Source organism: Devosia sp. (genome assembly GCF_017307495.1).
Classification (GTDB): Bacteria; Pseudomonadota; Alphaproteobacteria; order Rhizobiales; family Devosiaceae; genus Devosia_A.
Genome location: NZ_JAFKHE010000028.1, coordinates 33,905 through 58,026, shown reverse-complemented (window position 1 = coordinate 58,026; position 24,122 = coordinate 33,905). Strand labels below are relative to the sequence as shown.

General features: G+C 67.3%; 32 protein-coding genes and 1 tRNA gene. 17 read left to right on the top strand and 16 right to left on the bottom strand.

Annotated features, from left to right (window positions below):
• Positions 1 to 60: 60 nt before the first annotated feature.
• Positions 61 to 861: an alpha/beta fold hydrolase gene (locus J0I99_RS17770; protein WP_291392217.1), complete on the top strand. Its 801-nt coding sequence runs from the start codon at positions 61 to 63 to the stop codon at positions 859 to 861.
• A 4-nt stretch (positions 862 to 865) separates the two neighbouring features.
• On the opposite strand, the gene J0I99_RS17765 is transcribed toward J0I99_RS17770, so the two are convergent.
• The 4 genes from J0I99_RS17765 to J0I99_RS17750 form a co-directional block, all read right to left on the bottom strand.
• Positions 866 to 1,522, bottom strand: coding sequence for a GNAT family protein (locus J0I99_RS17765; protein ID WP_291398838.1), 657 nt, complete (start codon positions 1,520 to 1,522; stop codon positions 866 to 868).
• Positions 1,519 to 2,391, bottom strand: coding sequence for an SDR family oxidoreductase (locus J0I99_RS17760; RefSeq protein WP_291398837.1), 873 nt, complete (start codon positions 2,389 to 2,391; stop codon positions 1,519 to 1,521). The genes J0I99_RS17765 and J0I99_RS17760 overlap by 4 nt, the downstream gene beginning before the upstream one ends.
• A 12-nt stretch (positions 2,392 to 2,403) precedes the next feature.
• Positions 2,404 to 3,555, bottom strand: a complete 1,152-nt coding sequence (gene queG, locus J0I99_RS17755; protein ID WP_291398836.1) for a tRNA epoxyqueuosine(34) reductase QueG — start codon at positions 3,553 to 3,555, stop codon at positions 2,404 to 2,406.
• 167 nt (positions 3,556 to 3,722) lie between these two features.
• Positions 3,723 to 4,400 (bottom strand): glutathione S-transferase family protein, encoded by a 678-nt coding sequence (locus J0I99_RS17750; protein WP_291392225.1) that lies wholly within the window; start codon positions 4,398 to 4,400, stop codon positions 3,723 to 3,725.
• 86 nt (positions 4,401 to 4,486) lie between these two features.
• Between J0I99_RS17750 and J0I99_RS17745 the strand changes: the two genes are divergently transcribed.
• The 5 genes from J0I99_RS17745 to J0I99_RS17725 all read left to right on the top strand — a co-directional run bounded on the left by J0I99_RS17745 (position 4,487) and on the right by J0I99_RS17725 (position 8,359).
• The gene (locus tag J0I99_RS17745; protein ID WP_291392227.1) at positions 4,487 to 5,299 is read left to right on the top strand and encodes an undecaprenyl-diphosphate phosphatase; all 813 of its coding nucleotides are present in this window, start codon (positions 4,487 to 4,489) and stop codon (positions 5,297 to 5,299) included.
• Positions 5,300 to 5,524: 225 nt separating this feature from the next.
• Positions 5,525 to 6,352 (top strand): arylamine N-acetyltransferase, encoded by an 828-nt coding sequence (locus J0I99_RS17740; protein WP_291398835.1) that lies wholly within the window; start codon positions 5,525 to 5,527, stop codon positions 6,350 to 6,352.
• Positions 6,352 to 6,951, top strand: coding sequence for a YdeI family protein (locus tag J0I99_RS17735; protein WP_291392231.1), 600 nt, complete (start codon positions 6,352 to 6,354; stop codon positions 6,949 to 6,951). The genes J0I99_RS17740 and J0I99_RS17735 overlap by 1 nt, the downstream gene beginning before the upstream one ends.
• Positions 6,948 to 7,466, top strand: a complete 519-nt coding sequence (locus J0I99_RS17730; RefSeq protein WP_291398834.1) for a DUF1697 domain-containing protein — start codon at positions 6,948 to 6,950, stop codon at positions 7,464 to 7,466. Before J0I99_RS17735 ends, J0I99_RS17730 begins: the two co-directional genes overlap by 4 nt.
• Positions 7,463 to 8,359: a ribokinase gene (locus tag J0I99_RS17725; protein ID WP_291398833.1), complete on the top strand. Its 897-nt coding sequence runs from the start codon at positions 7,463 to 7,465 to the stop codon at positions 8,357 to 8,359. Before J0I99_RS17730 ends, J0I99_RS17725 begins: the two co-directional genes overlap by 4 nt.
• A 150-nt stretch (positions 8,360 to 8,509) precedes the next feature.
• Here the strand turns inward: J0I99_RS17725 and J0I99_RS17720 are convergent, their stop codons facing one another.
• Positions 8,510 to 9,376 (bottom strand): glycosyltransferase family A protein, encoded by an 867-nt coding sequence (locus J0I99_RS17720; protein WP_291398832.1) that lies wholly within the window; start codon positions 9,374 to 9,376, stop codon positions 8,510 to 8,512.
• 127 nt (positions 9,377 to 9,503) lie between these two features.
• Here J0I99_RS17720 and J0I99_RS17715 point away from each other — a divergent pair, with 127 nt between their 5' ends.
• Both J0I99_RS17715 and J0I99_RS17710 read left to right on the top strand, forming a co-directional pair.
• Positions 9,504 to 9,923, top strand: a complete 420-nt coding sequence (locus tag J0I99_RS17715) for an Hsp20 family protein (RefSeq protein ID WP_291392250.1) — start codon at positions 9,504 to 9,506, stop codon at positions 9,921 to 9,923.
• A 15-nt stretch (positions 9,924 to 9,938) separates the two neighbouring features.
• Complete coding sequence (locus tag J0I99_RS17710; RefSeq protein WP_291392251.1) at positions 9,939 to 10,211, top strand: DUF1150 family protein; 273 nt, start codon at positions 9,939 to 9,941, stop codon at positions 10,209 to 10,211.
• Positions 10,212 to 10,367: 156 nt separating this feature from the next.
• Here J0I99_RS17710 and J0I99_RS17705 read toward each other — a convergent pair whose 3' ends face one another.
• From J0I99_RS17705 to J0I99_RS17675, 7 genes are all read right to left on the bottom strand, one after another.
• Complete coding sequence (locus tag J0I99_RS17705) at positions 10,368 to 10,835, bottom strand: PTS sugar transporter subunit IIA (protein WP_291392252.1); 468 nt, start codon at positions 10,833 to 10,835, stop codon at positions 10,368 to 10,370.
• A 48-nt stretch (positions 10,836 to 10,883) separates the two neighbouring features.
• Complete coding sequence (locus tag J0I99_RS17700; RefSeq protein WP_291392254.1) at positions 10,884 to 11,447, bottom strand: HPF/RaiA family ribosome-associated protein; 564 nt, start codon at positions 11,445 to 11,447, stop codon at positions 10,884 to 10,886.
• Between the two features lie 206 nt (positions 11,448 to 11,653).
• Positions 11,654 to 13,159 carry an RNA polymerase factor sigma-54 gene (gene rpoN, locus J0I99_RS17695; RefSeq protein ID WP_291398831.1) on the bottom strand — a complete coding sequence of 502 codons (1,506 nt, stop codon included), beginning with the start codon at positions 13,157 to 13,159 and terminating at the stop codon, positions 11,654 to 11,656.
• 222 nt (positions 13,160 to 13,381) lie between these two features.
• A complete protein-coding gene (gene lptB, locus J0I99_RS17690) occupies positions 13,382 to 14,143 on the bottom strand; it encodes an LPS export ABC transporter ATP-binding protein (protein WP_291398830.1) in 762 nt (253 codons plus the stop codon).
• Positions 14,140 to 14,592: a lipopolysaccharide transport periplasmic protein LptA gene (gene lptA, locus J0I99_RS17685; RefSeq protein ID WP_291389973.1), complete on the bottom strand. Its 453-nt coding sequence runs from the start codon at positions 14,590 to 14,592 to the stop codon at positions 14,140 to 14,142. The genes lptB and lptA overlap by 4 nt, the downstream gene beginning before the upstream one ends.
• The gene (locus tag J0I99_RS17680) at positions 14,589 to 15,227 is read right to left on the bottom strand and encodes a hypothetical protein (protein WP_291398829.1); all 639 of its coding nucleotides are present in this window, start codon (positions 15,225 to 15,227) and stop codon (positions 14,589 to 14,591) included. Before J0I99_RS17680 ends, lptA begins: the two co-directional genes overlap by 4 nt.
• A complete protein-coding gene (locus tag J0I99_RS17675; RefSeq protein ID WP_291389971.1) occupies positions 15,227 to 15,841 on the bottom strand; it encodes a ribonuclease H-like domain-containing protein in 615 nt (204 codons plus the stop codon). Before J0I99_RS17675 ends, J0I99_RS17680 begins: the two co-directional genes overlap by 1 nt.
• 127 nt (positions 15,842 to 15,968) lie before the next feature.
• Between J0I99_RS17675 and J0I99_RS17670 the strand changes: the two genes are divergently transcribed.
• Positions 15,969 to 17,822, top strand: coding sequence for a nucleoside-diphosphate sugar epimerase/dehydratase (locus J0I99_RS17670; protein WP_291398828.1), 1,854 nt, complete (start codon positions 15,969 to 15,971; stop codon positions 17,820 to 17,822).
• A 24-nt stretch (positions 17,823 to 17,846) separates the two neighbouring features.
• Here J0I99_RS17670 and J0I99_RS17665 read toward each other — a convergent pair whose 3' ends face one another.
• Together J0I99_RS17665 and J0I99_RS17660 are read right to left on the bottom strand one after the other, a co-directional pair.
• Positions 17,847 to 18,302 carry a group III truncated hemoglobin gene (locus tag J0I99_RS17665; RefSeq protein WP_291391828.1) on the bottom strand — a complete coding sequence of 152 codons (456 nt, stop codon included), beginning with the start codon at positions 18,300 to 18,302 and terminating at the stop codon, positions 17,847 to 17,849.
• An 11-nt stretch (positions 18,303 to 18,313) separates the two neighbouring features.
• Positions 18,314 to 18,448, bottom strand: a complete 135-nt coding sequence (locus J0I99_RS17660; protein ID WP_291398827.1) for a hypothetical protein — start codon at positions 18,446 to 18,448, stop codon at positions 18,314 to 18,316.
• A gap of 24 nt (positions 18,449 to 18,472) precedes the next feature.
• On the opposite strand from J0I99_RS17660, the gene J0I99_RS17655 reads away from it, so the two are divergent.
• Genes J0I99_RS17655 through arsC form a run of 4 tightly spaced genes read left to right on the top strand, consistent with a single transcriptional unit; the run spans position 18,473 to position 20,498 of the window.
• Entirely contained in the window at positions 18,473 to 18,844 is a 372-nt protein-coding gene (locus J0I99_RS17655) for a helix-turn-helix transcriptional regulator (RefSeq protein ID WP_291398826.1), read from the top strand.
• Positions 18,834 to 19,364, top strand: a complete 531-nt coding sequence (locus J0I99_RS17650) for an arsenate reductase ArsC (protein WP_291398825.1) — start codon at positions 18,834 to 18,836, stop codon at positions 19,362 to 19,364. The genes J0I99_RS17655 and J0I99_RS17650 overlap by 11 nt, the downstream gene beginning before the upstream one ends.
• A gap of 46 nt (positions 19,365 to 19,410) precedes the next feature.
• Positions 19,411 to 20,079, top strand: a complete 669-nt coding sequence (locus tag J0I99_RS17645; RefSeq protein WP_291398824.1) for an MIP/aquaporin family protein — start codon at positions 19,411 to 19,413, stop codon at positions 20,077 to 20,079.
• Positions 20,076 to 20,498: an arsenate reductase (glutaredoxin) gene (gene arsC, locus J0I99_RS17640; protein WP_291398823.1), complete on the top strand. Its 423-nt coding sequence runs from the start codon at positions 20,076 to 20,078 to the stop codon at positions 20,496 to 20,498. The genes J0I99_RS17645 and arsC overlap by 4 nt, the downstream gene beginning before the upstream one ends.
• Before the next feature lie 148 nt (positions 20,499 to 20,646).
• On the opposite strand, the gene J0I99_RS17635 is transcribed toward arsC, so the two are convergent.
• Positions 20,647 to 20,731: transfer RNA gene (locus J0I99_RS17635), tRNA-Leu, on the bottom strand.
• 198 nt (positions 20,732 to 20,929) lie between these two features.
• Here J0I99_RS17635 and J0I99_RS17630 point away from each other — a divergent pair.
• On the top strand, positions 20,930 to 21,892 hold the full coding sequence (locus tag J0I99_RS17630; RefSeq protein WP_291398822.1) for a complex I NDUFA9 subunit family protein: 963 nt from the start codon (positions 20,930 to 20,932) through the stop codon (positions 21,890 to 21,892).
• 12 nt (positions 21,893 to 21,904) lie between these two features.
• On the opposite strand, the gene J0I99_RS17625 is transcribed toward J0I99_RS17630, so the two are convergent.
• On the bottom strand, positions 21,905 to 22,135 hold the full coding sequence (locus J0I99_RS17625; protein WP_291398821.1) for a hypothetical protein: 231 nt from the start codon (positions 22,133 to 22,135) through the stop codon (positions 21,905 to 21,907).
• A gap of 87 nt (positions 22,136 to 22,222) precedes the next feature.
• Here J0I99_RS17625 and J0I99_RS17620 point away from each other — a divergent pair, with 87 nt between their 5' ends.
• The 3 genes from J0I99_RS17620 (at position 22,223) to J0I99_RS17610 (ending at position 24,119) form a co-directional block, all read left to right on the top strand.
• The gene (locus tag J0I99_RS17620; RefSeq protein WP_291398820.1) at positions 22,223 to 23,197 is read left to right on the top strand and encodes a YafY family protein; all 975 of its coding nucleotides are present in this window, start codon (positions 22,223 to 22,225) and stop codon (positions 23,195 to 23,197) included.
• Positions 23,198 to 23,260: 63 nt separating this feature from the next.
• The gene (locus tag J0I99_RS17615; RefSeq protein WP_291398819.1) at positions 23,261 to 23,626 is read left to right on the top strand and encodes a helix-turn-helix transcriptional regulator; all 366 of its coding nucleotides are present in this window, start codon (positions 23,261 to 23,263) and stop codon (positions 23,624 to 23,626) included.
• On the top strand, positions 23,619 to 24,119 hold the full coding sequence (locus tag J0I99_RS17610; RefSeq protein ID WP_291398879.1) for an SRPBCC family protein: 501 nt from the start codon (positions 23,619 to 23,621) through the stop codon (positions 24,117 to 24,119). Before J0I99_RS17615 ends, J0I99_RS17610 begins: the two co-directional genes overlap by 8 nt.
• Positions 24,120 to 24,122: the final 3 nt, after the last annotated feature.

Genomic DNA, 24,122 nt, shown 5'->3' with positions numbered 1-24,122 from the left:
AACTGTTGCCGCGAAGCGAGGCTCGGGGCATAGGCCTTTTCCACATTGGAGTCGATGGTGATGACGGAACCGGCGCTCGAGTACCTTGAAGTCGGCGCGGGGGCGGGCGCGCGGCGCGTCGCCATGCTGCCCCGGACCGGCAAGGCGCCCGGCATCTTCTGGCTCGGCGGTTACCGCTCCGAGATGACCGGTTCGAAGGCGACGGCGCTCGACCGGTTCGGCGCCGACAGGGGCGTGGCGGTGACCCGGTTCGATTATTCCGGCCATGGCCAGTCGGGTGGCGAGTTCCTCGACGGGACGATCTCGCGCTGGCTCGAGGAAGCGCTGGCCGTCTTCGCCCAGACCGAAGGACCGCAGGTAATCGTCGGCTCGTCGATGGGCGGCTGGCTGGCGCTGCTCCTCGCGCGGCACATGCACCGACTCGGCAACAGCCGGGTCAAGGCGCTGGTATTGATCGCCCCGGCGGTCGACATGACCGAGGAACTGATGCTGAAGGGCTTTTCGAAGAAGGAGCTGAAGGCGCTGCGCGAGACCGGCGTCGTCGAGCAACCCTCGGAATATTCCGCCGACCCCTATCCGATCACCGCCAGACTGATCGAGGACGGCCGGGAGCACCTGATGTTCGGGCGCGGCATCGATGTGGGCTGCCCGGTGACGATCCTGCAGGGCGGCAAGGACCCGGACGTGCCGCGCGACCATGCGCTGAAGCTCGTGCAGCACCTGTTGACCGACCCGGTCACCTTCACGCTGGTGCCCGACGGCGACCATCGGCTAAGCCGGCCCGAGGACCTCGAACTGCTCGAGGCGGCGGTCGAGCGCGAGATCGCTGTGCCGCCGGAGCAACTGGCGCTGGATATCTAGTTCCTCACACGAGGCGAAGCGGCGCGAGTTGTCGCCCCTCGGCATCGAAATTGGCCGGGTCGAGCCAGCGTTCGAACGCGGCCTTGCGCGCCGGCCACTCGCTGTCGAGCATCGAGAACCAGGCCGTGTCGCGGTTCTCGCCCTTGACGATCATGTGCTGCCGGAACGTGCCTTCGTAGGAGAACCCGAAGCGCGTCGCGGCGCGCTTGGAGGGCTCGTTACGGTCGTTGCACTTCCACTCGAAGCGGCGATAGCCGAGATCGTCGAAGACGTGCCGGGCGAACAGGTAGAGCGCCTCGGTGGCGCGGCGAGTCCTGGCGATGTCCGGGCCCCAGTAGATCGAGCCGATCTCGATGACGCCGTGCTCGGGCACGATGCGCATCAGCGCCTGCCGGCCGCCGGCCTTGCCTGTTGCCGTGTCGATGACGGCGAACAGCATCGGGTCGTCCTGGGCGGACACCTTGTCGACCCAGCCCCGCATCTCGGTCTCCGAGGCCGGCGGAGTCTCGAACAGGTAGGCGAAGCGTTGCGCCGCGTCGGGGGCGGACGAGGCGCGATAGAGATCGGCGGCGTGCCGTGGTCCGAGCGGCTCGAGTCGTACGTACCGGCCATCGAGCACAATGCGGGAGGGACGGGCCTTGGCCGGCCGCGGCGCACTCACGCGTGTGCTTTCCAGATGGCGTCGAGGCCTTCGCGATAGGTCGGGAACTCGAGTTCGGTGCCCAGCGCCGCGAGCACGCGCTTGGACGAAACCCGCTTGTTGTCGGAGTAGAAGCTGCGCGCCATCTCGGTCATCTGCGCCGTCTCGAACGGAATCTCCGGTGGGGGGGCGATCCCCATCATCTGGGCCGCATAGGTCACGAGGTCCTGCGGCGGGGCCGGTTCTGCATCGGCGAGGTTGTAGGTGCCCTCGAGCTTGGCGAGCGCCGCCAGCGCCGTGATCCGCCCGATGTCGGCCACGTGGACGCGATTGAACACCTGCCCCGGCTTGACGATGCGCCGGGCCGTGCCCTCGCGCAGCTTGTCGAAGGCGGAGCGGCCGGGGCCATAGATGCCGGCCAGCCGCTCGATGAACAATGGCACGCCGCGCGCCCCGGCGTAGTCGCGCCAGGCCTGCTCGGCCTCGACCCGCTGCTGCGACCGGACATTGACCGGCCGCGTCGGCGCGTCCTCGTCGACCCACTGGCCGCCGAAATCGCCATAGACGCCGACGGTCGAGAAGTACCCGATCCATTCGAGATTCTGCGCCGCATCGAGATCGGCGCGGTGGTGCAGCAGGGCGGGGTCGCCACGCTCGTCGGGCGGGATCGAGAGAATGACGTGCGTTGCCTTCCGCAGGTCTGGCCCGAGCGTCGCCCCGCGGACCTCGCCGTCGAAGATGTGGATGCGGTAGTTGGTGTCGGCGAAGGCCTCGGCGCCCTCCTCGCTGCGGGTCGTGCCGGAAATCGGGATGTCCGGGTCGCGCAACTGATGCAATGCTCGCGCCGTGGCCCGCGAGGAGTAGCCCATGCCGAAGAAGAAGACGCCCATCTGAAGTGGTCTCTAGTTTGCGCGCGCCGGCTGGACGGCTGCGCTCCACTCTGCCTGGACGCTCATGTCGCCCTCATCGGGCAAAAAGGCAAGCCTCAGCGCGTCCGCGCGCGCTTCGTTCACAAGGCGTCGGACGGCCCACACCGCAGCGCCGCGGATGAGCGGATCGGGGTCGCCGAGCCGCGCTTCGACGAGCGGGACGAGCGCGTCGTCCGCGGAATTGCCCGCAGCGACGAGGACGTTGCGCAGGAACCGCGCGTGGCCGATGCGCTTGATCGGCGAGCCGGTGAACAGGGCGCGGAACTTGACCTCGTCGAGTTGCAGCAGATCGGCCAGCGCCGGCGCGCGCAGCTCGTCGCGCGCCATCAGCTTCATCTCCCGCGTCGCCGAGGCGAACTTGTTCCACGGGCACACCGCGAGGCAGTCGTCGCAGCCATAGATGCGGTTGCCCATGGCGGTGCGGAACTCGTGCGGGATCGGGCCCGGATGCTCGATGTTGAGGTAGCTGAGGCAACGCCGCGCATCGAGCTGGAACGGCGCGGGGAAGGCATCGGTCGGGCAGACATCGAGGCAGCGCCGGCAGTTGCCGCAGCTTTCGGGGTGCGGGTCGTCGGCCGGGAACTCTGCGGCAGTGAAGATCGCGCCGAGGAACAGCCACGAACCGTAATCGCGCGAAACGAGCACCGTGTGCTTGCCCTGCCAGCCGATGCCCGCCGCCTCGGCGAGCGGCTTTTCCATCACCGGGGCAGTGTCGACGAAGACCTTGGCCTCCTCGCCGGTCCAGCGCCGGACGAGACCTGCGATCTCCTTGAGCTTGCCCTTGACCACATCGTGGTAGTCACGGTTGCGGGCATAGACCGAGATGTTGCCGATGCCCGGCTTGCTGAGGTCGGACATCGGATCGGAGTCCGGGCCGTAGTTCATGCCCAGCATGATCACCGAGCGGGCTCCGGGCCACAGCCCCGCCGGCGCGGCGCGGCGCTCCACCGTCTCGGCCATCCAGGCCATTTCGCCATGCCAGTGCCGCGCCAGCGCGGTCTCGAGCTTTTCCGGCAGATCCGGCCGTGCATCGGCCCGCGCCACGCCGAAGGCAGAAAAGCCGAGGCTTGTGGCGCGGGCACGGAGCTTGGCGAGCAGTTCTGTGCGGTCTTGCGCTTCTGTCACTGTGTCATCCCGCGAAAGCGGGATCTCCGTTTGCGGTGCCTGCAACAAGACAGAGGTTCCCGCTTTCGCCGAATGACACCGTGCATGGAGGATAGCACCTCGCCCCTATTCCAACGCAGCGCTGGATTAGTTCCAACTCCCGCACGCTAATCCAACGTTGGGTTGGACTAGAAGTCCAAGTCAGCGTAGCCGGCCGCGGCCGGCATGCCGCCGATGCGGTCGTTGAGCAGGGTGCGGAAGGCGGGGCGCGACTTGATGCGGGCATACCAGTTGCGCGTCTCGATCGAGGTGTCCCACAGCACATCGCCCAGATAGTCGAGGCTGGACAGATGTGCGGCCAGTGCGAAATCGGCGAGCGTCATGGCGTCGCCGGCGATCCAGTGCCGGGTCGCGAACAGCCAGTTGAAGTAGTTGAGATGCTCGGCGAGGTTGGCCTTGGCGACGCGCAGCACGCCGGGATCGGGCACGGCGCCGCGCTGGTCGCGCTTCACGATCTTCTCTTCGAGGATGTAGCGCGTCACCTCGTCGTTGAGCTTGACCAGGACCCACTCGTTGAGCCGCCACATCTCGTTGCGCATGGCCGGCTGCATCGGAACAAGGCCGGCAACCGCGCTTGGCGCGTAGCGATCCTCGATTGCGTGGATCACCGCCATCGTTCCGATGATCGGCGGCTCCTGCGTGTCGACGAGGATGGGCACCGTCGCCGCCGGATTGATCTCGAGCAGAGCGGGGTCGCGCGTCCACGGCTTGATGTCCTCGAGATCGATCCCGACGCCATACTCGGCGAACATCAGGCGGGCGAGGCGGGAGGACGGGTCGAGCCGGTGCTGGAGCAACCTTGGCATGCGCTGTTCGATCCTTGGCGGGCTACCGCAAATCGGGCTAGATGCCGCCCGGCGCCCCGAGCGGTGGGGTTGAGTTAGGGGATCAGATGAACGCCGATCAAGGTCTTTTTGTGCCCCTGATCCTCGGGATCATCGAGGGGCTTACCGAATTCCTACCGGTCTCGTCGACCGCCCACATTCTGCTCGCTGGTCATTTCCTCGGTTTCAACAGCCCGGGGCGTGTATTCGAGGTGCTGATCCAGTTCGGCGCCATCCTCGCCATCCTCGTGGTCTATTTCGGACGCCTCGTCGGCATCGCCAAGGACGCCATGGCCCGCAAGCCCGGGGCCCTGCGCTTCATCCTGGGGGTGGTGCTGGCATCGTTTCCGGCGGCGATTGCCGGCGTGCTGCTGCACGACTTCATCAAGAACGTGATCTACGAGACGCCGGTGGTATTCTGCGTATCGCTGATCGTCGGCGGCATCGTGCTGCTCTATGTCGACCAGCTCAAGCTGACGCCGAAATACACAGATATCTACAACTACCCCCCACTCCTTTGCCTCTATATCGGGCTGTTCCAGATGCTGGCGCTGGTCCCGGGCGTGTCGCGCTCCGGCGCGACGATCGTCGGCTCGCTCCTGCTCGGCACCGACAAGCGCTCGGCGGCGGAGTTCACCTTCTTCATCGCCATGCCGATCATGGGCGGCGCCTTCCTGTACGATCTCTACAAGAGCCGTGAGTTCATCACCGCCGAGCTCGGTGCCGCCGTGATCATCGGGTTCGCTGCCGCGTTCGTCGTCGCCTTCTTCGTCGTCCGCTACCTGCTCGACTACATCTCGCGGCACGGCTTCGCCATCTTCGCATACTGGCGGATTTTCGTAGGTGCGATTGGGCTTTGGGCCGTCCTGCTGTTCAGGTAGTCGGGCCGTTCGTGCGGACTGATCCGGATGCTTGCCGTGACCCACGGAGTCATTCCCGCGAAAGCGGGAACCTCTGTTTTCGGCGCGGGCGGCAAAACGGAGATCCCCGCTTTCGCGGGGATGACCCTGTGACCGATGCCGTCGTCGGTGAACACTTCCCCACTGGTCGGGGTGACAAAGCCGCGCCGCTTCATCATTATGGCCCTCCCGGAATCGGCGGTGGGGATGTCCGTGGCGACTAAGGCCAATATCGATGCCTGGTTCGAGCGCATCGGCTTTGCCGGCTCGATCGCTCCTTCGCTGGAGACCTTGGGCCAACTGATGCAGCTGCACCTTTCGGCCATTCCGTTCGAGAACCTCGATCCTCTGATGCGGGTGCCCGTCCGGCTCGAGCTCGCAAACCTGCAGCAGAAGCTCCTGTTCGACCGTCGCGGCGGCTATTGCCTCGAACACAACCTGCTGTTCAAGGCCATGCTCGAGGAACTGGACTTCGCCGTGAAGCTGCACGCGGCCACTGTGCTGTGGGGGCAGGTCGAGCCCGTCGATGGTCCGCCCACGCATGTGCTGCTCACCGTCGACATCGCCGGTTCCAGCTACCTCGTCGATGTCGGCTTCGGCGGCCAGACGCCGACCGCGCCGCTGCGCCTGCGCGCCGATGTCGAGCAGGCGACTCCGCACGAGCCCTGTCGGCTCAGCCAAACGGATGGCCTGTGGCGGCTCGAATCGCAGATCGGGGCGGAGTGGCAGCCGCTTTATGCTTTCACCACCGCCGAGCCGGAGGCCGATGCCCTGGTCCGGATGAACGAGAGTGTTTCGTCGAGTCCGGCCTTCCGCGAGCGGCTGGTCGCGGCCCGGGTCGACAAGGGGCGGCGCCTGGCACTCCGCAACCTCCGTTTCAACATCCACGCAATCGGCGGGGACAGCGAGACCCGGTTGCTCGGTTCGGTCGCCGAACTGCGCGAGGTTCTCTCCGGCCCGTTCGGCATCGCTCTGCCCAATGACGAGCGGCTTGAGCCGGCGCTTCACAAGGTCGTCGAGCGAGGGGCAGCCTGATGGCGCCGTTCGTCGTCAACCACGACAATGTGCGCGAGTTCGAAGACTTTCGGGCGTTCTACGACTGGCTGGCGGCCAACCACGACAAGGCCGACGAGGTCTGGATCAAGATGCACAAGGCCGGCTCGGGCCTCAAGTCGATCAATGCCAAGGAGGCGATCGACGCCGTCCTGTGCTGGGGCTGGATTGACGCAATCCGCAAGGGCCACGACGAGAGGAGCTTCCTGCAGCGCTACACGCCGCGTGGACGCAAGAGCGTGTGGAGCAAGATCAACGTCGACAATGTCGCCCGGCTCGAACAGGCGGGGCTGATGACCGACCACGGTCGCGCCCATGTCGCTGCCGCCAAGGCTGATGGCCGCTGGGACAAGGCTTATGGCAGCGGCAAGGACCTGAAGATCCCCGACGACCTGCAGGCGGCGATCGACGCCGAGCCGGCAGCGAAAGAAATGCTGGGCAAGCTGACCGAGCAGAACCGCTTCGCGCTCGCCTTCCGTATTCACAACCTCAAGACCCCCGCCGGGCGCGAGAAGAAGATCAGGACCTTCGTCGACATGCTGAAGGCGGGGGAGACGATCTATCCCCAGAAGGCCAAATGACCGTCTGGGTCGCTTTCCTGCGGGCCGTCAATGTCGGCAAGCGCCAGATGAAGATGGCCGAGCTCAAGGCGCTTTGCGAAGAGCTGGGCTATAGCGGCGTCAAGACCATCCTCGCCAGCGGCAACGTGCGCTTCGAGTGCGGCCATGAGCCCAAGGCCGAGCTCGAGGCGGCGATCGCGAGGCGCTGGGGCTGGTCCAGCCAGGCGCTGATCCGCACCGGCGACGAGATAGAAGCCATGCTTGCCTCCACTCCGTTCGCCGCCTATCCCGACGAGGGGCCGTTCCATCGCTACGTGATGATGTTCGATAAGCCATTGTCGAACAACACGAAATTCACCGGCGCCACCGGCGACTATGACATCGTGCGGGTCGATGCCCGCGACCTCTTCCTCGTCGGCTGGCGCCAGCCGGACGGGCGGCATGGGCCGGGGCTGGACAAGTTCGACCGGCAGTTGGAGAAGGGGGCGGTTGCCACCATGCGCAACTGGAACACCATACCCAAGGTCCTCGAATGATTACGGTTCTCGGCTCCACCAATCTCGACCTGATCGGCACCGTGAGCCGCATTCCCAAGCCCGGCGAGACCGTGCCGGGGCACCAGTTCTCGATGGCGGCCGGGGGCAAGGGCGCCAACCAGGCCCTGGCGGCGCGTCGGGCCGGGGTGGAAGTCCGTATGTTCGCAGCGGCAGGTTCCGATGCTTTTGCAGCAGAAGCCTTGAAACTTCTACGCGGCGATGGGGTCGATCTATCGCATGTGCGCACGGTCGAGGGCCCGACCGGCATCGCCATGATCTTCGTCGACGACGCGGGCGAGAACGTCATCGCCATCCTGCCCGGCGCCAACGGCACGATGGGCCCGGCCGATGCCGATGCGGCGCTCGCCGGGCTCGGCATCGGCTCGGTGCTGATGCTGCAGCAGGAGATTCCGCAGGCGGCGACCGAACGGGCGCTTGAACTGGCCAAGGCGCAGGGCGTGGTCTCGATCCTCAACACCGCCCCCTTCCTCACGACGACCAGGGCGGTGGCCGAGCAGGCCTCGATCGTCATCGCCAACGAGACCGAGTTCGAACTGCTGACCGGCGCCGGACTCGACCGGCTCGACGCCGCCATGACTGACTGGGCCCGCTCGCAGAACCAGACCGTGATCGTCACCCTGGGGGCCGACGGCGCCCGCGCCGCCACCCCGGCCGGAAGCTTCAGCGTGCCGGCCATGCGGGTGGAGCCGGTCGATACGGTGGGCGCCGGCGACACCTTCTGCGGCTACCTTGCCGCCGGCCTCGACCAGGGCCTCGCCCTCGAGCCCGCCATGCGCCGCGCTGCGGTGGCCGCTAGCCTTGCCGTGCTGAAGCCTGGCGCGCAGCCCTCGGTGCCCTATGCGGCGGATGTAGAGAAGGCGCTGCGGGGCTGAACGGCCGGATGGGGAGAAGCTTGTTTTCGGACCACACCCGGGTCATCCCCGCGAAAGCGGGGATCTCCGTTGGCCGCACGCGCCGAAAACAGAGGTTCCCGCTTTCGCGGGAATGACTCTGTGCGTTACGGCGGCCGCCGGTGCAGTCCGCTAGTCCCCCTTTACCCGCGCCTCATGGGCCCTGAGCATCGGCTCGAGATGGTCCTCGAACAACAGGCCGGGCTTTTCCTGAAGCGCGGCCGGATAAGCGGCCTCGGCGGCCAGCGACAACTCGAGGAAGGCGATCAGGCCCTCGGCGGCGTCGGGGGCGGCGAAGCTGTAGTGCCCGCCCTGCAGCCGCTCGAGCAGGGTGGTCTTGGACGCGATCATCCTGGCGGTGACACCTTCGCTATTGCTCATCGAACTGGCGATCTTGACGTAGTCGTGCTGCGGCGTGCCCAGGTGATGCACGACCCCGGCGGTACGCCACAACTGCATCAACAGTTCGAGATCGGTCATGTTGGAAAGGTCGGGGTCGTAGCGGGCATCGCACCGGCGCCGGTCCCAGACGATCATCGAATCCATCGACAGGTTGGTGAACTTGTAGCTCCCCGGCGCCAGGCGGCGGTCCGGACCGTCGCCCACCAGTCGCAGCCGCCGGTAGCGCTCGTCCATCACGTCGAGCGCGCTCGAGACGATCGGCGCTTCGGCAAGCGCCGCGATCGCCAGTTCCAGCTTGTTCGGCTTCAGTCGGTCATCGGCATCGAGGATGGCGGCGTAGGGCGTCTCGATCCGGTCGAGTGCGAGGTTGCGGGCGCGCGAGGCGCCGGCAGCGACCCGGCCGGTCGAGAGGAAGTGGAAGCGTGGATCGCTGAGGCCGGCCCGGCCCAGCAGCGCCTCGTAGTCGGTGCCGTCATCGGCGATGATCCAGATCTGCCAGTCCGGAAAGCTCTGCGCCAGGACCGATTTCACCGCCTCGCCGATAAACCGCTCGGCCTTGTAGGCGGGGATCACCACCGCCACCGTCTGTTGCTCCAAGTCCTGGTTCTCCTACCCCCCGCCGGACTTGATCCGGCCCCGTGCCGGACCCATATCACGAGCATGAAACGGTGCCACTGAAACTCGGGCCGCTTCACGAACCGTTGCTTTGAACAAGGACGATCGGATGTCGCGCGTCTCCATGTTTTCGGCGCCCTTCCTGCTTGGTTTCGATGCCTTCGAGGAACGCATCGACCGCTTGAGCAAGGCCGCCGACGGCTATCCGCCCTACAACATCGAGCGCACGCTCGAGCGGGAGGGCGCGGAGAGCTTCGTCATTTCCATCGCCGTCGCCGGGTTCGCCGAGAGCGACCTCGACGTCACGGTGGAAGACAACCAGTTGCTGGTGCGCGGCCGGCAGAAGGACGACGCGACACGCGAATACCTGCATCGCGGCATCGCCGCGCGGCAGTTTCAAAGGAACTTCCTGCTCGCCGACGGCATGGTGGTCCAGGACGCCGAACTGAGGAACGGGATGCTGGTGATCTCAGTTGTTCGTCCAAAGGCCGAAAAGATTGCCCGTCGGATCGAGATACGTTCTGCCTAGAAAGGGGAACATGAGATGCAAGAGAACAGAGAACAGCCTTTCGACAATCCCCTGCGGAACCTGACCGAAGCCCAGTTCATGGCGCTCGGCGGCAACGCGGTGGTCTATGTCAAGCACGTCAAGGGCGCGGAGATGGGGCCGATCCTGCCCGGCGCCGATTTCGACGAGGAGACCGATTTCCACATCGTGGTCTCGGCCGATGGCTCGCCGCTGATGGTCGGCGATAGCGAAGAGGCCGTCGCAGAGTGGCTGAGCGACAAGTCCTTCGGCATCGTCACCCTGCACTGACGGCTTGATCCTCCATCGCTGAGCGACGGAGTTCAGCACCGGGCCATTCCCGCGAAAGCGGGAAACCCCGTTTACGGGGCCTCCCAAGACAGAGATTCCCGCTATCGCGGGGCCAAGAGGTCGGTGGTGGCTGCAGCCGAGGCCGTCTGCGGGCTCTCAGGCGGCCTGCGTCTGGGTGAGCGGCTGGGTCAGGATCGCGTACAGTTCTGCGGCGTCCTCGGCCGCGCGCAGGCGTGCCACGACCGCATCGGTGCGCAGCAGGCGCGCCACCCGGGCCAGGGCCTTCAGGTGGTCGGCGCCCGCCCCCAGGGGGGCGAGCAGCATCATGACCAGGTCGACCGGCTGGTCGTCGACCGCCTCGAAGTCGATCGGCGTGGTCAGCCTGGCGAACACGGCCGACACCGAATCCAGACCGGCGAACTTGCCGTGCGGAATGGCGATGCCGTTGCCGAGGCCGGTCGACCCCAGTTGCTCGCGCGCATTCACCGCTTCGAAGATGGTCGCTACACTCTGTCCGGTGACCCTGGCAGCGCATTCGGAGAGCTTGTGCAGGACCTCGGACTTGGTCTTGATGCCCGAGCAAACAATCACGGCCTCCTCGGAGAGGATATCAGCCAATTCCATCAAGAAGTTCCTATCGTGGAAGCGGAGAGGACACGCTCTCTGGGAGCCCTAGTTCGGCTTGAGGGCAGGATCGATCCAGCCAATATTGCCGTCGGCGCGGCGGTAGACCACATTCAGGCCACCATGTCCAGCATGCCGGAATACGACCACTTCTGCCTGGGTCAGATCAAGCTGCATGACCGCTTCTCCCACAGACATCTGCCTCAGGCTCGAGGTGGTCTCGGCGATCACCGGCGGGGAGTAGTCCTCGGCGAGCTCCTCGTCGCCCGGGGCGGCGAGCACGTATGACGGGGCCTCCTCGTTCGTGCCGTTGTGCTTGCGATGGGCCTTGAGCTTGCGGTTATAGCGCCGCAGCCGCTTCTCGATCGCGTCGACCATCAGCTGGTAGGCCGAGATGGCGTCGCCGCCATAGGCGTTCGACTGCAGCACCGTGCCAGAGTCGAGGTGAACGAGGCATTGCGCGTTGAACCCCGAGCCCTCCGGCTCGAGCGTCATGTGGCCGTTGTAGTTGCCGTCGAAATACTTCTTCACGACCGCGTCGAAGTGCCCCTGTGCCTTGGCCCGAAGCGCGTCGCCGACATCCATGTTCTTTCCTGAAACACGCAGAGTCATGGAAGTCCTCTCTTGAATTGGTGGTAGCCGGCCGGAGCCGCCCACCACCAGAGGTGAACTCCCCGGCAAGCAGGAGTCTAGCCCGCCCCCTCGCAGGGGGCAATGCGGCGAATGCGGATCGGGTCGCGGGGATTGTGCGGCGACAAAAGCCGGTGCGAGAAGAGGGCATATCTTTTCTGCTTCGGCGGAGGAGCCGGCCAGGCAGCTTACCGCGCTGCCGCCAGGGCCCGTTTCTGCCGCCGGCGGATGACCGAACTCGGGATGTTCATGCCTTCGCGATACTTGGCGACCGTGCGGCGGGCCACCTCGATGCCCTTTTCCTTCTGGAGCATCTCGGCGATCGTGTCGTCCGAGAGGATGTCGCCCGGCTGCTCGGCCTCGATCAGTTGCCGGATGCGATAACGCACCGCTTCCGCCGAGTGGTCCCCCTCGCCGGTCGACGAGGCGAGCGCGGTGGTGAAGAAGTACTTCATCTCGAACAGGCCGCGCGGCGTCGACACGTATTTGTTCGAGGTGACGCGGCTCACCGTCGACTCGTGCATCTCGATGGCATCGGCGACGGCCCTGAGCGTCATCGGCCTCAGATGCGTGATGCCGTGCTGCAGGAAGCCGTCCTGCTGCCTGACGATCTCGGCGGTGACCTTGAGGATGGTCTGGGCGCGCTGGTCGAGGCTCTTGGCCAGCCAGTTGGCAGTGGCGAGGCAATCGGTGAGGAAGGTCTTTTCCGCCGTATCGCGCGTCTTCCTGGTCACCGAGGCATAGTAGGTGCGGTTGACGAGCACGCGCGGCAGCACGTCGGAATTGAGCTCGATCTGCCACTCGCCGCCGGGACCCGGACGGACATAGACATCCGGAACCACGGCCTCCACCGGCCCGGACTCGAAGGCGCGACCGGGCTTGGGGTCGAGCTGGCGCAACTCGGCCAGCATGTCGGCCAGATCCTCGCGGTCGACGCCGACGTCGCGCATCAGCCTGGCCATGTCGTGCCCGGCGATTAGCTCCAGATGGTCGAGCAGGCGCTGCATCAGCGGATCGAGCCGATCCTTCTCCCGCAGTTGCAGAGCGAGGCATTCGCGCACGTCGCGGGCGAATACGCCGACAGGGTCGAGGGTCTGCAGCTTTCCCAGCACAGCTTCGACCGACTCCAGCGGCGCACCGAGTTGTGTGGCGACGGTATCGAGCTCGACGGCGAGGTAGCCTGCCTCGTTCAGGCTGTCGATCAGGAACTGCGCGATCAGGCGCTCAGCCGGGTCGGCGATGATGAGGCCGGCCTGCGCGGCAAGGTGATCGCCGAGGCTGAGCCGCGCCGCGACGAACTGGTCGATGTCGGCCGGCTCGCCGTCGCCGCCACCGCGTTCGCTCCAGGGCTGCGCATCGGCGCGCCGGTCGGTGCTGTCCTGCTCTGGGAAGACGTTCTCGACCGCAGTGTCGTAGCCGTCGGCGATCGAGTCGGCCGACTGGATGCGCTCGGAGAAGTCGACCGTGTCCTCGGCGGCGTTGAGTTCGACCGGACGCTCGGCTGGCTCGACCGTGTCGGTCTCGCCCGGCTCTGCGTCCTCGCGCTCGAGCAGCGGGTTGCGCAGCAGTTCGGCTTCGACGAAGGCATTGAGTTCGAGGTGGCTGAGCTGCAGCAGCCGGATCGACTGCATCAATTGCGGCGTGAGCGTCAGGCTCTGGCCCTGGCGAACCTCAAGCCGTGGCGACAAGGCCATGCACTACACTCCCGCGGCACGTAACAGGCTTCCCGCTGTCACAATGCACATTCGGTCCGGTTGGGCAAGGATGGAGGGCAAGAAGCGTGCCAAGCTGCAGCGCGTCTCGCTTGTTGCGGGGGCCTCCCTCCCCCTTGAGGGGAGGGAGCGAGGGAGGGGGTGCTCCTGTGATCGCCGATGGACCCCACCCCCGACCCCTCCCTCAAGGGGGAGGGGAGCATTTCACGTGTCGAACGTGTCGCCCAGGTAGACCCGCCGCGCCTCGGGGTCGGCGGCGATCATCTCGGGCTTGCCCTGGATCATCACGCGCCCCTCGTGGATCAGGTAGGCGCGATCGACCAGCGACAGCGTCTCGCGCACCGAGTGATCGGTGATCAGCACGCCGATGCCGCGCCGCGTCAGGTGCCGGACCAGGGTCTTCACCTCGCCCACCGCGATCGGATCGACCCCGGCGAAGGGCTCGTCGAGCAGGATGAACAACGGGTCGGAGGCCACGGCGCGGGCGATTTCGACGCGGCGGCGTTCGCCGCCCGACAGCGCCATCGCATTGGACCTGGCGATGTGGCGGATGTGGAACTCGTCGAGCAACTGGTTGAGCCGCTCGATGCGGGCGGCGCGGCGCGGGACGTGGCCCTCGAGCACGGCAAGGATGTTGCCCTCGACGCTCAAGCCCCGGAAGATCGAGCTTTCCTGCGGCAGGTAGCCGATGCCGAGCCGGCCGCGCTGGAACAGCGGCAGGTTGGTGATCGGCCGCCCGTCGAGCAGGATGCGGCCCTTGTCCGGCTTGACCAGCCCCATGATCATGGTGAAGACCGTGGTCTTGCCGGCGCCGTTCGGGCCGAGCAGGCCCACCGCCTCGCCGCGCCGCACCGCCAGACTCACGTCCTCGACCACGGTGCGCTTGCCGAAGCGCTTGTTGAGCCCGTGCGCCACGAGCCAGCCGCTCTGGTCGAGGGTACCTGAGGGGTCCGCGGCGGCGCTCATTGCGGGGTGAACACCCCGGTGACCCGCCCGCCCTTGCCGCCCTCGAAGGTCGAGGTTTGGCTGGCCAGGTTGATGGTGAGTTCCGGTCCGCTCACCTTGCCCTGGGCGTTGAGCACGGTGACGTTCTCGGTGAGCTTGAGGATCTGGGTCAGTGGATCGAACGTGGCGCGGCCGCCGGTGGCTTCCTGCGCCGGGGTCTTGATCCGCACCGCGCCGGTGGCGGTGATGGTGTCGATGTCGCTCTCGCCGCCCTTGCCGTAGGTGACCACCACCTTGTTGGCCCAGATCGTCAGGTTGGTGCGGGTGATGACGACGCTGCCGGTGAACGTGCCGGACTTGTTGCCCTGGTCGACGGTGAAGTTGTCGGCCGTGATCTTGACCGGCTCGGCGGCGACGACCGGGGCGGCGAGCAGCAGCAGGGCGAGAGCGAGGGCGAGGCGGTGCTTCACTTGCCTTCCCCCGGCGTCATGGTCAGGTTCACCGTCACGTCCTTGAAGCTGTAGAGCCGGGTCTTGTGGTCGTAGCTCATGCCGCCGGCATCGAGCGTCGCGCCGTCCGGCATGCTGAGATGGACCTTGCCGCTCGCCGTCATCGTCCACTGCATCAGGTCGGCGAAGATCCCGTCCACCGTGCCCTCGAGCCCGTCCGTGCCCTGCACGCGGGTGGTGCCCGGGACGCTGAGGAGCTGGTTGGAGGTCTGGAACTGCGCCGCCGCGGCCGTCGCCGTCACCGTCGCGCCCTTGCTGGGGGCCATGGTGAGGCGTGCCTCGGCCATGTCGATGATGTCGCGCTGCGTCACCGACACCCGGGCCGACTGGGCCGTGACCGAGAACACCGTGCCGTCCTGCCCGGTCGAGGTGAGTTGCGGCGTCTCGACCACGAGGTTGTCGCGGTCGATGCGGATGTTGGCGAAGCCGAAGCGGTGCGCGAGGGCGTCGAGCGCCATCGCCCCGATCACCACCGCCAGCACCGCGGCGCCCGCGGCCGGGACCACCCAGCGCAGCACGGCCACGATCCGGTTGCGCCGCATCAGGCCACGATAGAGCCGCTCGCGCGTGTCGGTGGGAGCGGCGACCGCGGCCATCAGCTGTGCGCGAAGATGTCCGTCTCGTCCCAGCCCTGGAGGTCAAGGTCGATCCGGTGCTTGAGGAACTCGAAGCAGGCGGCGGCCAGCTCGACGCGCCCCTCGCGCTTCAGCATGCGATCGAGATGGCGCTTGACGTCGTGCAGATAGAGCACGTCGGAGGCGGCATAGTCGAGCTGCGCCTCGGAGATCTTCTCGGCGCCCCAGTCCGAACTCTGTTGCTGCTTGTTGAGGTCGATGTTCAGCAGCTCGCGCACCAGGTCCTTGAGCCCGTGCCGGTCGGTATAGGTGCGCACCAGCCGCGAGGCGATCTTGGTGCAGTAGATCGGCCCGGTGACGATGCCGAAGCGGTGCTTCAGCACCGCCATGTCGAAGCGCGCGTAGTGGAAAATCTTGGTGACCCCGGGATCGGAGAGCAGCTTCACCAGGTTCGGCGCCTCCTTGAGGTCGGCCGGGATCTGCACCACGTCGGCGCTGCCGTCGCCCGGCGACAGCTGCACCACGCACAGCCGGTCGCGCCGCGGATCGAGCCCCATCGTCTCGGTGTCGATCGCCACCTCCCGGCCATAGCGGGACAGGTCGGGCAGGTCGCCCCGGTGCAGTCTGACGGTCATGTCGTGATCCTGATCGAACGGTAGGGGCTGTGATGCCACAGCATAAAGGCGTTGGAAAGGCCGGGCCGCACCGCTAAGAAACCTCTCGGTCGCGGCGCCGCGACCGGCTGGGCGGCATGTGGGTCGAATGGACGCATTGGAAAAAGTCCGGGATGCGCTCAGCAGCCTGCCGCGCCCGTTGAAGCGCGTCCTGTTCATCGGCTTCGACATGGTGGGCCTGTTCGGGGTGCTGTGGCTGAGCTTTGCCATCCGCCTCGCGCCGCCCTATGCCCCGCCGGGTCCGGCCCATCTCGGCCTGATGCTGCTGGCGCCGGTGATCGCCGTGCCGGTGTTCGTTCGCCTCGGGCTCTATCGCGCCGTGATCCGCTACCTGCCGGAGCGTGCGCTGTGGACCATGATCGAGGCGATGCTCGTTGCCACCGTGATCTGGGTGGCGGCGCTGTTCGTCGCCGAGGCCCTGCGCCTCGCCGTATTTCCACGCACCGTGCCGCTGTTCTATTTCGTCTTCGGCACGCTGCTCGTCGCCGGTTCGCGCTTCCTCGCCAAGGGACTGCTGTCGCTGCCCGAGCGCAACATGGGCCATGCCCGCGGTGTCGTCATCTACGGCGCGGGCTCGGCCGGCACCCAGCTGGCCGAGGCCCTGCGCAACGGCAGCCGAAACTACGTCGTCGCCTTCCTCGACGACGATCGTACGCTGTGGGGACGCGATGTCGCCGGTATTCGCGTCTATCCGCCGGCCAAGCTCGACGAGCTGATCCGCAACCGCGGCGTGCGCGAGGTCGTCCTGTCGATCGCCTCGGCCGATGCCGGCCAGCGCGGCCGCATCGTCGCCGAGCTGAGCCGCCTGCCGGTCAAGATCCGGACGCTGCCGGCCATCTCGGACATCGTCGCCGGCAAGTACCAGGTCGGCCAGTTGCGCGAGATCGACATCGACGACCTGCTTGGCCGCTCCGCCGTGCCGGCCGATCCGGTACTGGTCGCCTCGATCCTGCGGGAGCGCGTCATCCTCGTCACCGGAGCCGGCGGCTCGATCGGCGCGGAACTCACCGGCCTGATCGTCCGCCAGCGGCCGACGAAGCTCGTCCTGCTCGAAGCCAACGAGTTCGCCCTCTACGAAGTCGAGCGGCACCTGCGGGCCGTGGCCGACGTACCGGTCGTCGCCGTGCTCGGTTCGGTCTGCGATGCCCCTCTCGTTCGCCGCACGCTGACCGAGCATCGCGTCGAGGTCGTGTTCCACGCCGCCGCGCACAAGCAGGTGCCCCTGCTCGAAGCCAATGTCCTCGAGGCAGTGCGCAACAACGTGTTCGGCACCCGCGTGCTGGTCGAGGCGGCGGTCGAGGCCGGGATCGGGCGTTTTGTGCTGATTTCCACCGACAAGGCGGTACGGCCCTCGAGCGTGATGGGCGCCACCAAGCGCTGGGCCGAGCTGATCGTGCGCCAGGCCGGTCGCGATCGGCCCTACTGCGCCGTGCGCTTCGGCAACGTGCTGGGCTCGAACGGTTCCGTGGTGCCGCTGTTCCGCGAACAGATTGCCGCCGGCGGGCCGGTGACGCTGACCGACAGCCGCATGACGCGCTATTTCATGTCGATCCACGAGGCGGCCGAACTGATCGTCCAGGCCGGTGCGCTGGCGGAGGGCGGCGACGTGTTCCTGCTCGAGATGGGTGAGCCAGTCGCCATCCGCGAACTCGCCGAGAACATGATCCGCCTCGCCGGCCTGACCGTAAAGACCGCCGACAACCCCGGGGGGGACATCGCGCTGGTCGAGACCGGCATGCGGCCGGGAGAGAAGCTGGTCGAGGAGCTGTTCTTCGATCCGGCCAACGCGCAGCGCACCAGCCAGCCGCGCATCCTGAAAGCTGCCCCGGCCTCGCTGCGCGCCAAGCAACTCACCGCCGCACTGGCTGCGCTCGAGGCCGCGGCGCGGGCCGGCGACGAGGCCGAGGTGCGCCGCCAGCTCTTTGCCGTCATCGAGGAGTAGCCCGGCTGCCGCCAGCGGCGCGCGCTACAGCGCGGTCCCCGCCCGCATCAGCTTGAGCTGGCGCGGGTCCTCGCCGCGGAACTGGGCGATGCGGATGCGGAAGTTGTTGCCGATGGTCTCGGCCCGCTCGACGAACAGCGCCGCCACGGCCGGCGGGCACAGCTCCTCGACGGTCATCCGGAACAGCGTCAGCCAGCGCTGGAAATGCGTGTCCGCGAGCTCGGGGATGGCGATGTGCCTGGGCATCGGCCGGCCCATGTAGCGACCGGTGCCCAGCAGCATCGAGCTCCAGAAGTCGGCGATCTTGTCGAGGTGCGCCGGCCAGTCCTCGGGCGCGATCACGCGGTTGAACACCGGTCCCACGACCTCGTCCCGCCGCGCCCGGGCGTAGAAGGCGTCGACCACGGCGCGCACCATGGCCTCATCGAGCTCGTCGGGCACGAGCCTGCCGGTAGGATGGAGCCGCTGGGTGTCCGTCATCGTCAGGATACTCACGCACCGGGAGTGGTTTGTCGATGCGTCACGATGGCGGCGAGCGCCGCGCCCGCGAGCGCCGGACCGAGGGTGAGCGTCACGCCGGTGATCGCCGGGGACTGGCGTCGGCGTCCGCCGCAGGCTATCACCATTTCAATAACTCTTGAGAGGTTGAAATGAGACTCGACGAACCGCAGGCCCTCGCGGCGTTCGGCGCCCTGTCCCAGCCGACCCGGTTGCAGATGGTGCGGGCCTTGGTGGTGGCCGGACCTGGCGGCATGCCGGCCGGGGCCGTTGCCGAGGTCGTCGGCGCCTCGTCCTCCAGTGCCTCCTTCCACCTGGCGAACCTCGAACGGGCAGGCCTCGTGACCTCCCGGCGCGAGGCCCGCTCGATCCTCTATTCGGCGAACTTCGAGGGCCTGTCGGGCCTCGTCGAGTTCCTCATGCGCGACTGCTGCTCGGGACATCCCGAGGTCTGTTTCCCCGCTGCCGCGGTCGCCGCCGATTGCTGCTCCACCTCAACCAGGGAGGCCACCTGTGCCTGCTGACCGCGTCTACAACGCCCTCTTCCTCTGCACCGGCAACTCAGCCCGCTCGATCCTGGGCGAGGCGCTGCTCAACCATGTCGGCGGCGACCGGTTTCGGGCCTACTCCGCCGGCAGCCATCCCAAGGGCCAGGTACATCCCATGACGCTGGAGGTGCTTGCGGCGGCGGGCATTTCCACCGAAGGGCTGCGCTCGAAAGCCTGGGACGAGTTCGCCGGCCCGGATGCGCCGAAGATGGACTTCGTATTCACCGTCTGCGACCAGGCCGCTGGAGAAGCGTGCCCGATCTGGCCGGGCCAGCCGTTGACTGCCCACTGGGGCATCGAAGATCCTGCCGCCGTGCAGGGCCCGGACTTCAGGCAGCGCGCGGCCTTCGAGGGCGCCCTCGGCTATATGCGCAATCGTATCGGCGCGTTCATCAGCCTGCCGCTCGATAGCATCGACCGGCTGACGCTGACCGGCAGGCTGCGCGGCATCGGCGCCATGCAGGGTGGAACCGTGCTGGCGCCGCAGGTGGCCTGAATGAGAGTGGACAGAACCTGCACGCAGCCGGCTGCCGGGGCGCCCGATGGCTGCTGATCTCGTCCGCCGGCTCGCCGCCGAGGCGCTGGGAACAGCCATGCTGGTGGCGACGGTAGTCGGCTCGGGCATCATGGCCGATCGGTTGACCGACGATGTCGCGTTGGGCCTGCTCGGCAACACGGTTCCCACCGGGGCCATCCTGTTCGTGCTGATCACCATCCTCGGCCCGGTCTCGGGAGCGCACTTCAATCCGGCGGTGACGCTGGTTTCGGCCCTGCAACGGGCCTTGCCGTGGCGCGCCGCCGGGCTCTACGTGGTTGCGCAGGTCCTCGGCGGCATCGCCGGTACCATCGTCGCGCACCTGATGTTCGACGTCCCGGCGCTTGCGCTCGGCGCTCAGCCCCGCACCGGCATGACCCAGTGGCTCTCCGAGAGTGTCGCCACTTTCGGCCTGCTGCTGACCATCCTGATCGCTGCGCGGAGCCGGCCGCAGGCCGTGCCGGCACTGGTCGGCAGCTACATCGTCGCCGCCTACTGGTTCACCGCCTCGACCTCGTTCGCAAACCCGGCCGTGACGCTGGCGCGGGCGCTGACCCCCACCTTCTCCGGCATCCGGCCCGACGATGTACCCCTGTTCATCGTCGCGCAGCTGTCCGGAGCCCTTCTTGCCGCCGGTTTCTGCCGGTGGTTCCTGGCACCAGAGCAGGCAACATGACCGTCACGATCTACCACAACCCCGATTGCGGCACCTCCCGCAACACCCTCGCGATGATCCGCCAGAGCGGCGTCGAGCCGACGGTGGTCGAGTACCTGAAGACGCCGCCAGACCGGGAAACCGTGGCCCGGCTCGTCGGCGACGCCGGCCTCACCGTCCGCGAGGCGCTGCGGCGCAAGGACACGCCGTTCGACGACCTCGACCTCGGCGACCCGGGCAAGACCGACGATGAGCTGCTCGATGCGATCGGGCGCCACCCGATCCTGCTCAACCGCCCCTTCGTCGTCGCCCCGCGCGGCACGCGGCTATGCCGGCCGTCCGAACTGGTGCTGGACATCCTCGACAACCCCGACATTGGCCCCTTCATCAAGGAGGACGGCGAGGTGGTGATCGACGCCGAGGGCAGGCGGGTGGCCTGATCTCGGTCGTGTCGGCAACGGGTTGCGGGAACGGTGTGAAAGGCCAGCCCTGGGAGCACCGGTGCACACCTTTGTTGCACAATCTCATCCGGGCAAGACGTTGAAAACCCGTAAGCTATCGAGCCGGTTGGTAGTCCGGAAGCAGCGATGGTGCCCTGGAGAGGACTCGAACCTCCACGTCGTTAAACACACGGACCTGAACCGTGCGCGTCTACCAATTCCGCCACCAGGGCAATCCGATGGGCGCCGCTACGTAGGGGAAGGCGAGGGGCGTGTCAATGCGCCGGTTCACTGTTGGCGACAGAATGTGCATCGCCGTGCCCGCAGGCGCCGCGGACATGCGGGCTGCGACGGTCCGAACCCTCGACACGACCTCCCCGCGCGCGCTAGAAGCGGGGCAGCCTGATCGCGCCAAGGGAGCCGCAAGCGCCATGGAGTTCTCGAACAATCTCGTCACCATTTTCGGCGGTGCCGGTTTCATCGGGACACAGCTGGTGCAGGTACTGACGGACAGGGGCTATCGCATCCGGGTGGCGGTGCGTCGGCCCGACCTCGCCGGGCACGTCAAGCCGCTCGGCATGGTCGGGCAGGTGATGCCCATCCAGGCCAATATCCGCAACCGTGATTCGGTCGAGCGCGCCATCAGGGGCGCCTCGATCGTCGTCAACCTCGTCGGCATCGGCCACGAGAGCGGCAAGCAGCGCTTCCGCGCCGTCCACGCGCAGGGCGCGCGCAATATTGCCGAGGCGGCGACGGCGCTGGGGGTCGAGCACCTGGTGCATGTCTCGGCCATCGGCGCCGATGCGCAGAGCCCGAGCAGCTACGCGCGCTCCAAGGCGCTGGGCGAGAGCGAAGTGCTGTCGGCCTTCTCGTCGGCGGTGGTGATCCGTCCCTCGATCGTGTTCGGGCCCGGCGACGGCTTCATCAACCTCTACGGCAAGCTGGCCCGCCTGCTGCCGGTGCTGCCGGTGATCGGCGGCAAATCCCGCTTCCAGCCGCTCTATGTGGGCGACCTCGCGCTCGCCATTGCCGCCGCGGCCGAGGGCGCAGTCAAGGGCGGACGGATCTATGAGCTCGGCGGGCCGGAAGTCGTGTCCCATACCGAGCTGGTCAAGCGCGTGGTCGCCGGGACCGGCCGGACCAATCCCGTCGTGCCGCTGCCGGCCGGCCTGGCCAAGCTGCTGGCCTTGCCGCTCTCGCTCCTGCCCGCGCCGCTCATCACCGGCGACCAGGTCGAGCTGCTGCAGGCCGACAATGTCGTCTCCGAGGCGGCCATCCGCGACAAGCGCACGCTTGCCGCCTTCGGCGTCGCCCCCACGGCGATGGGGGCGATCCTGCCCGGCTACCTGTGGCGCTTCATGCGGCACGGCCAGTTCGACCGGCAGGCCGCCTGATCGGCGCCGCCCTCACCGGGGCGGCCAGCCGATATCCCTGAGGATGTAGGGCGACAGTTCGTCGATGCGGGTCTTCCGCATCGGCTTGAGCGTACGTCGCAGCAGCGCGTTGGCCTGAAGCCGCGCCAGCGCCAGCCGCAGCCAGTTGCCGAGGCGCCGGGGCCTTGCCGCCACGTCCGGCAGCAACGCTCCGGCCATTGCCTGTTCCAGTGTCGCTTCGCTCCTCACCCGCTCGAGATTCATCGTCCACTCTCCTTATCGCTTGCGAAACGACTCTACCGGCATAACTCTGACATCGGCCGTCAGGGTTGATCGGGTAGAGAAGATTTCATGCGAGCCAGCCGACTACTCACCATCCTGATGATCCTGCAGACGCGCGGGCGGACCAGCGCCGACAGGCTGGCCGAGGAACTCGAGGTCTCGGTGCGCACCGTCTATCGCGACATCGACCAGTTGAGCGCCGCCGGCGTGCCGGTCTATGCCGAAACCGGCCGCAATGGCGGGTTCGCCCTGCTCGACGGCTGGAAGACCAGGCTGAACGGGCTGACCGCCCCCGAGGCGCGCGCCCTGTTCTTTTCCGGCCTGCCCGGTCCGGCCGGCGAACTGGGGCTCGGCGACGAGGCGGCCCAGGCCGAGCTCAAGCTGCTCGCCGCGCTGCCGGCCGACTGGCAGGCCGAGGCGCGCCGCATGAGTTCGCGCTTCCACCTCGACCCGCGCGGCTGGTTCCAGCCCGGCTACAAGCCGGAGTTCCTCAAGCTCGTCGCCGAGGCGGTGTGGAGCGAGACCCGCATCGCCATCCGCTACGAGAGCTGGACGGACACCCGGGACCGGGTGATCGAGCCGCTCGGCCTCGTGCTGAAGGGCGGCATCTGGTACGTCGTGGCGCAGCGCGAGGGCAATATCCGCACCTACCGGCTGTCGCAGATCCAGGCGCTCGGCCCGACCGGCGAGACCTTCACCCGGCCGAAGGACTTCGACCTGCCCAGCCACTGGGTCGAGGCGACGCGCCAGTTCGAGCGCGACATCTATGTCGGCACCGCCAGGGTGCGGGCCAGCGAGCGCGGGCGGCGCAAGCTCCGGGATTTGAGCGACACGGTCCGCCAGGCCATCGAAGCGCTGACCGTGACACCGGACGCGGACGGCTGGGCCGAGTTCGACGTGCCGATCGAGGAGATCGGCTGGGCCAGCCATGAGTTGACGCGGATCGGCGGCGACGTCGAGGTGCTGGGCCCGCCCGAGTTGCGGGCCCGCGTGGTGCAGAACGTGCTGACCATGGCACGGCTCTACCGGGTCAACGGAACCTGACCACCCACGGAGGGGACTCGGCCCCTTGTGCGCCGGTCCGCGCCTGTCTATAAACTGAACCGTATGGTTCAGTATAATTCGCAGCCCCGCTTCGATGCCTCGTTCTCCGCACTGTCGGACGCCACGCGCCGTGGCGTGCTCGAGCAGCTCGGGCGCTCGGATGCCTCGATCAGCGAGCTTGCCGACCGGTTTCACATGACCCTGACGGGCATGAAGAAGCACGTCAGCGTGCTCGAGGCCGCGGGACTGGTCACCACCCGGAAGGTCGGGCGCGTGCGCACCTGCCGGCTGGGACACCAGCGGCTCGAGGAGGAGGCGGCGTGGATCGAGCGCTACCGCCAGCTCTGGGCCAAACGTTTCGACGAACTGGACAAGGTCGTGGCGGAATTGCAGCAAAGGGAGAATGCAGATGGACCAGCGCGTGACTGAAACCACTTCCAGCGGGCATGCGACCACGACCGAGCGGCGCTCCGACCTCGAGCTGGTCGTAACGCGCACGATCCACGGTCCGGCCCGGCTGGTCTTCGAGGCCTGGACCAGGCCGGAGCTGATGAAACGCTGGTGGGCGCCGAAGTCGTTCGGCATCACCCTCGTCTCCTGCGAGATCGATGCCCGCACGGGCGGTACCTATCGCTTCGAGTTTGCCGTTCCCGGCACGGCAGAGCCGATGGCGTTCTTCGGGCGCTACCTCGAGGTGGTGCCGGCAGAACGGATCGTCTGGACCAACGAGGAAGGCGCCGAGGGAGGATCGGTGACCACGGTCACTTTCGAGGAGAAGGACGGCAGGACCCTGCTGGTCGTCACCGACCGGTATCCGAGCAAGGCGGCGCTCGACGAGGCCATTGCCTCGGGCAGCACGGGGGCATACCCCGAGCAGTTCGACGAACTGGATGCCCTCATCGCCGCGATGCCGCGCTCCTAGCGA

Excerpts from the sequence above, each read along its gene's own strand:
- J0I99_RS17770 (WP_291392217.1), top strand. The coding sequence starts at position 61 with ATGACGGAACCGGCGCTCGAGTACCTTGAAGTCGGCGCGGGGGCGGGC.
- J0I99_RS17760 (WP_291398837.1), bottom strand. The coding sequence starts at position 2,391 with ATGGGCGTCTTCTTCTTCGGCATGGGCTACTCCTCGCGGGCCACGGCG.
- J0I99_RS17750 (WP_291392225.1), bottom strand. The coding sequence starts at position 4,400 with ATGCCAAGGTTGCTCCAGCACCGGCTCGACCCGTCCTCCCGCCTCGCC.
- J0I99_RS17745 (WP_291392227.1), top strand. The coding sequence starts at position 4,487 with ATGAACGCCGATCAAGGTCTTTTTGTGCCCCTGATCCTCGGGATCATC.
- J0I99_RS17740 (WP_291398835.1), top strand. The coding sequence starts at position 5,525 with ATGTCCGTGGCGACTAAGGCCAATATCGATGCCTGGTTCGAGCGCATC.
- J0I99_RS17735 (WP_291392231.1), top strand. The coding sequence starts at position 6,352 with ATGGCGCCGTTCGTCGTCAACCACGACAATGTGCGCGAGTTCGAAGAC.
- J0I99_RS17730 (WP_291398834.1), top strand. The coding sequence starts at position 6,948 with ATGACCGTCTGGGTCGCTTTCCTGCGGGCCGTCAATGTCGGCAAGCGC.
- J0I99_RS17725 (WP_291398833.1), top strand. The coding sequence starts at position 7,463 with ATGATTACGGTTCTCGGCTCCACCAATCTCGACCTGATCGGCACCGTG.
- J0I99_RS17715 (WP_291392250.1), top strand. The coding sequence starts at position 9,504 with ATGTCGCGCGTCTCCATGTTTTCGGCGCCCTTCCTGCTTGGTTTCGAT.
- J0I99_RS17710 (WP_291392251.1), top strand. The coding sequence starts at position 9,939 with ATGCAAGAGAACAGAGAACAGCCTTTCGACAATCCCCTGCGGAACCTG.
- J0I99_RS17705 (WP_291392252.1), bottom strand. The coding sequence starts at position 10,835 with ATGGAATTGGCTGATATCCTCTCCGAGGAGGCCGTGATTGTTTGCTCG.
- J0I99_RS17700 (WP_291392254.1), bottom strand. The coding sequence starts at position 11,447 with ATGACTCTGCGTGTTTCAGGAAAGAACATGGATGTCGGCGACGCGCTT.
- rpoN (WP_291398831.1), bottom strand. The coding sequence starts at position 13,159 with ATGGCCTTGTCGCCACGGCTTGAGGTTCGCCAGGGCCAGAGCCTGACG.
- lptB (WP_291398830.1), bottom strand. The coding sequence starts at position 14,143 with ATGAGCGCCGCCGCGGACCCCTCAGGTACCCTCGACCAGAGCGGCTGG.
- J0I99_RS17680 (WP_291398829.1), bottom strand. The coding sequence starts at position 15,227 with ATGGCCGCGGTCGCCGCTCCCACCGACACGCGCGAGCGGCTCTATCGT.
- J0I99_RS17675 (WP_291389971.1), bottom strand. The coding sequence starts at position 15,841 with ATGACCGTCAGACTGCACCGGGGCGACCTGCCCGACCTGTCCCGCTAT.
- J0I99_RS17670 (WP_291398828.1), top strand. The coding sequence starts at position 15,969 with ATGGACGCATTGGAAAAAGTCCGGGATGCGCTCAGCAGCCTGCCGCGC.
- J0I99_RS17665 (WP_291391828.1), bottom strand. The coding sequence starts at position 18,302 with ATGACGGACACCCAGCGGCTCCATCCTACCGGCAGGCTCGTGCCCGAC.
- J0I99_RS17660 (WP_291398827.1), bottom strand. The coding sequence starts at position 18,448 with ATGGTGATAGCCTGCGGCGGACGCCGACGCCAGTCCCCGGCGATCACC.
- J0I99_RS17655 (WP_291398826.1), top strand. The coding sequence starts at position 18,473 with ATGAGACTCGACGAACCGCAGGCCCTCGCGGCGTTCGGCGCCCTGTCC.
- J0I99_RS17645 (WP_291398824.1), top strand. The coding sequence starts at position 19,411 with ATGGCTGCTGATCTCGTCCGCCGGCTCGCCGCCGAGGCGCTGGGAACA.
- arsC (WP_291398823.1), top strand. The coding sequence starts at position 20,076 with ATGACCGTCACGATCTACCACAACCCCGATTGCGGCACCTCCCGCAAC.
- J0I99_RS17630 (WP_291398822.1), top strand. The coding sequence starts at position 20,930 with ATGGAGTTCTCGAACAATCTCGTCACCATTTTCGGCGGTGCCGGTTTC.
- J0I99_RS17625 (WP_291398821.1), bottom strand. The coding sequence starts at position 22,135 with ATGAATCTCGAGCGGGTGAGGAGCGAAGCGACACTGGAACAGGCAATG.
- J0I99_RS17620 (WP_291398820.1), top strand. The coding sequence starts at position 22,223 with ATGCGAGCCAGCCGACTACTCACCATCCTGATGATCCTGCAGACGCGC.
- J0I99_RS17615 (WP_291398819.1), top strand. The coding sequence starts at position 23,261 with ATGGTTCAGTATAATTCGCAGCCCCGCTTCGATGCCTCGTTCTCCGCA.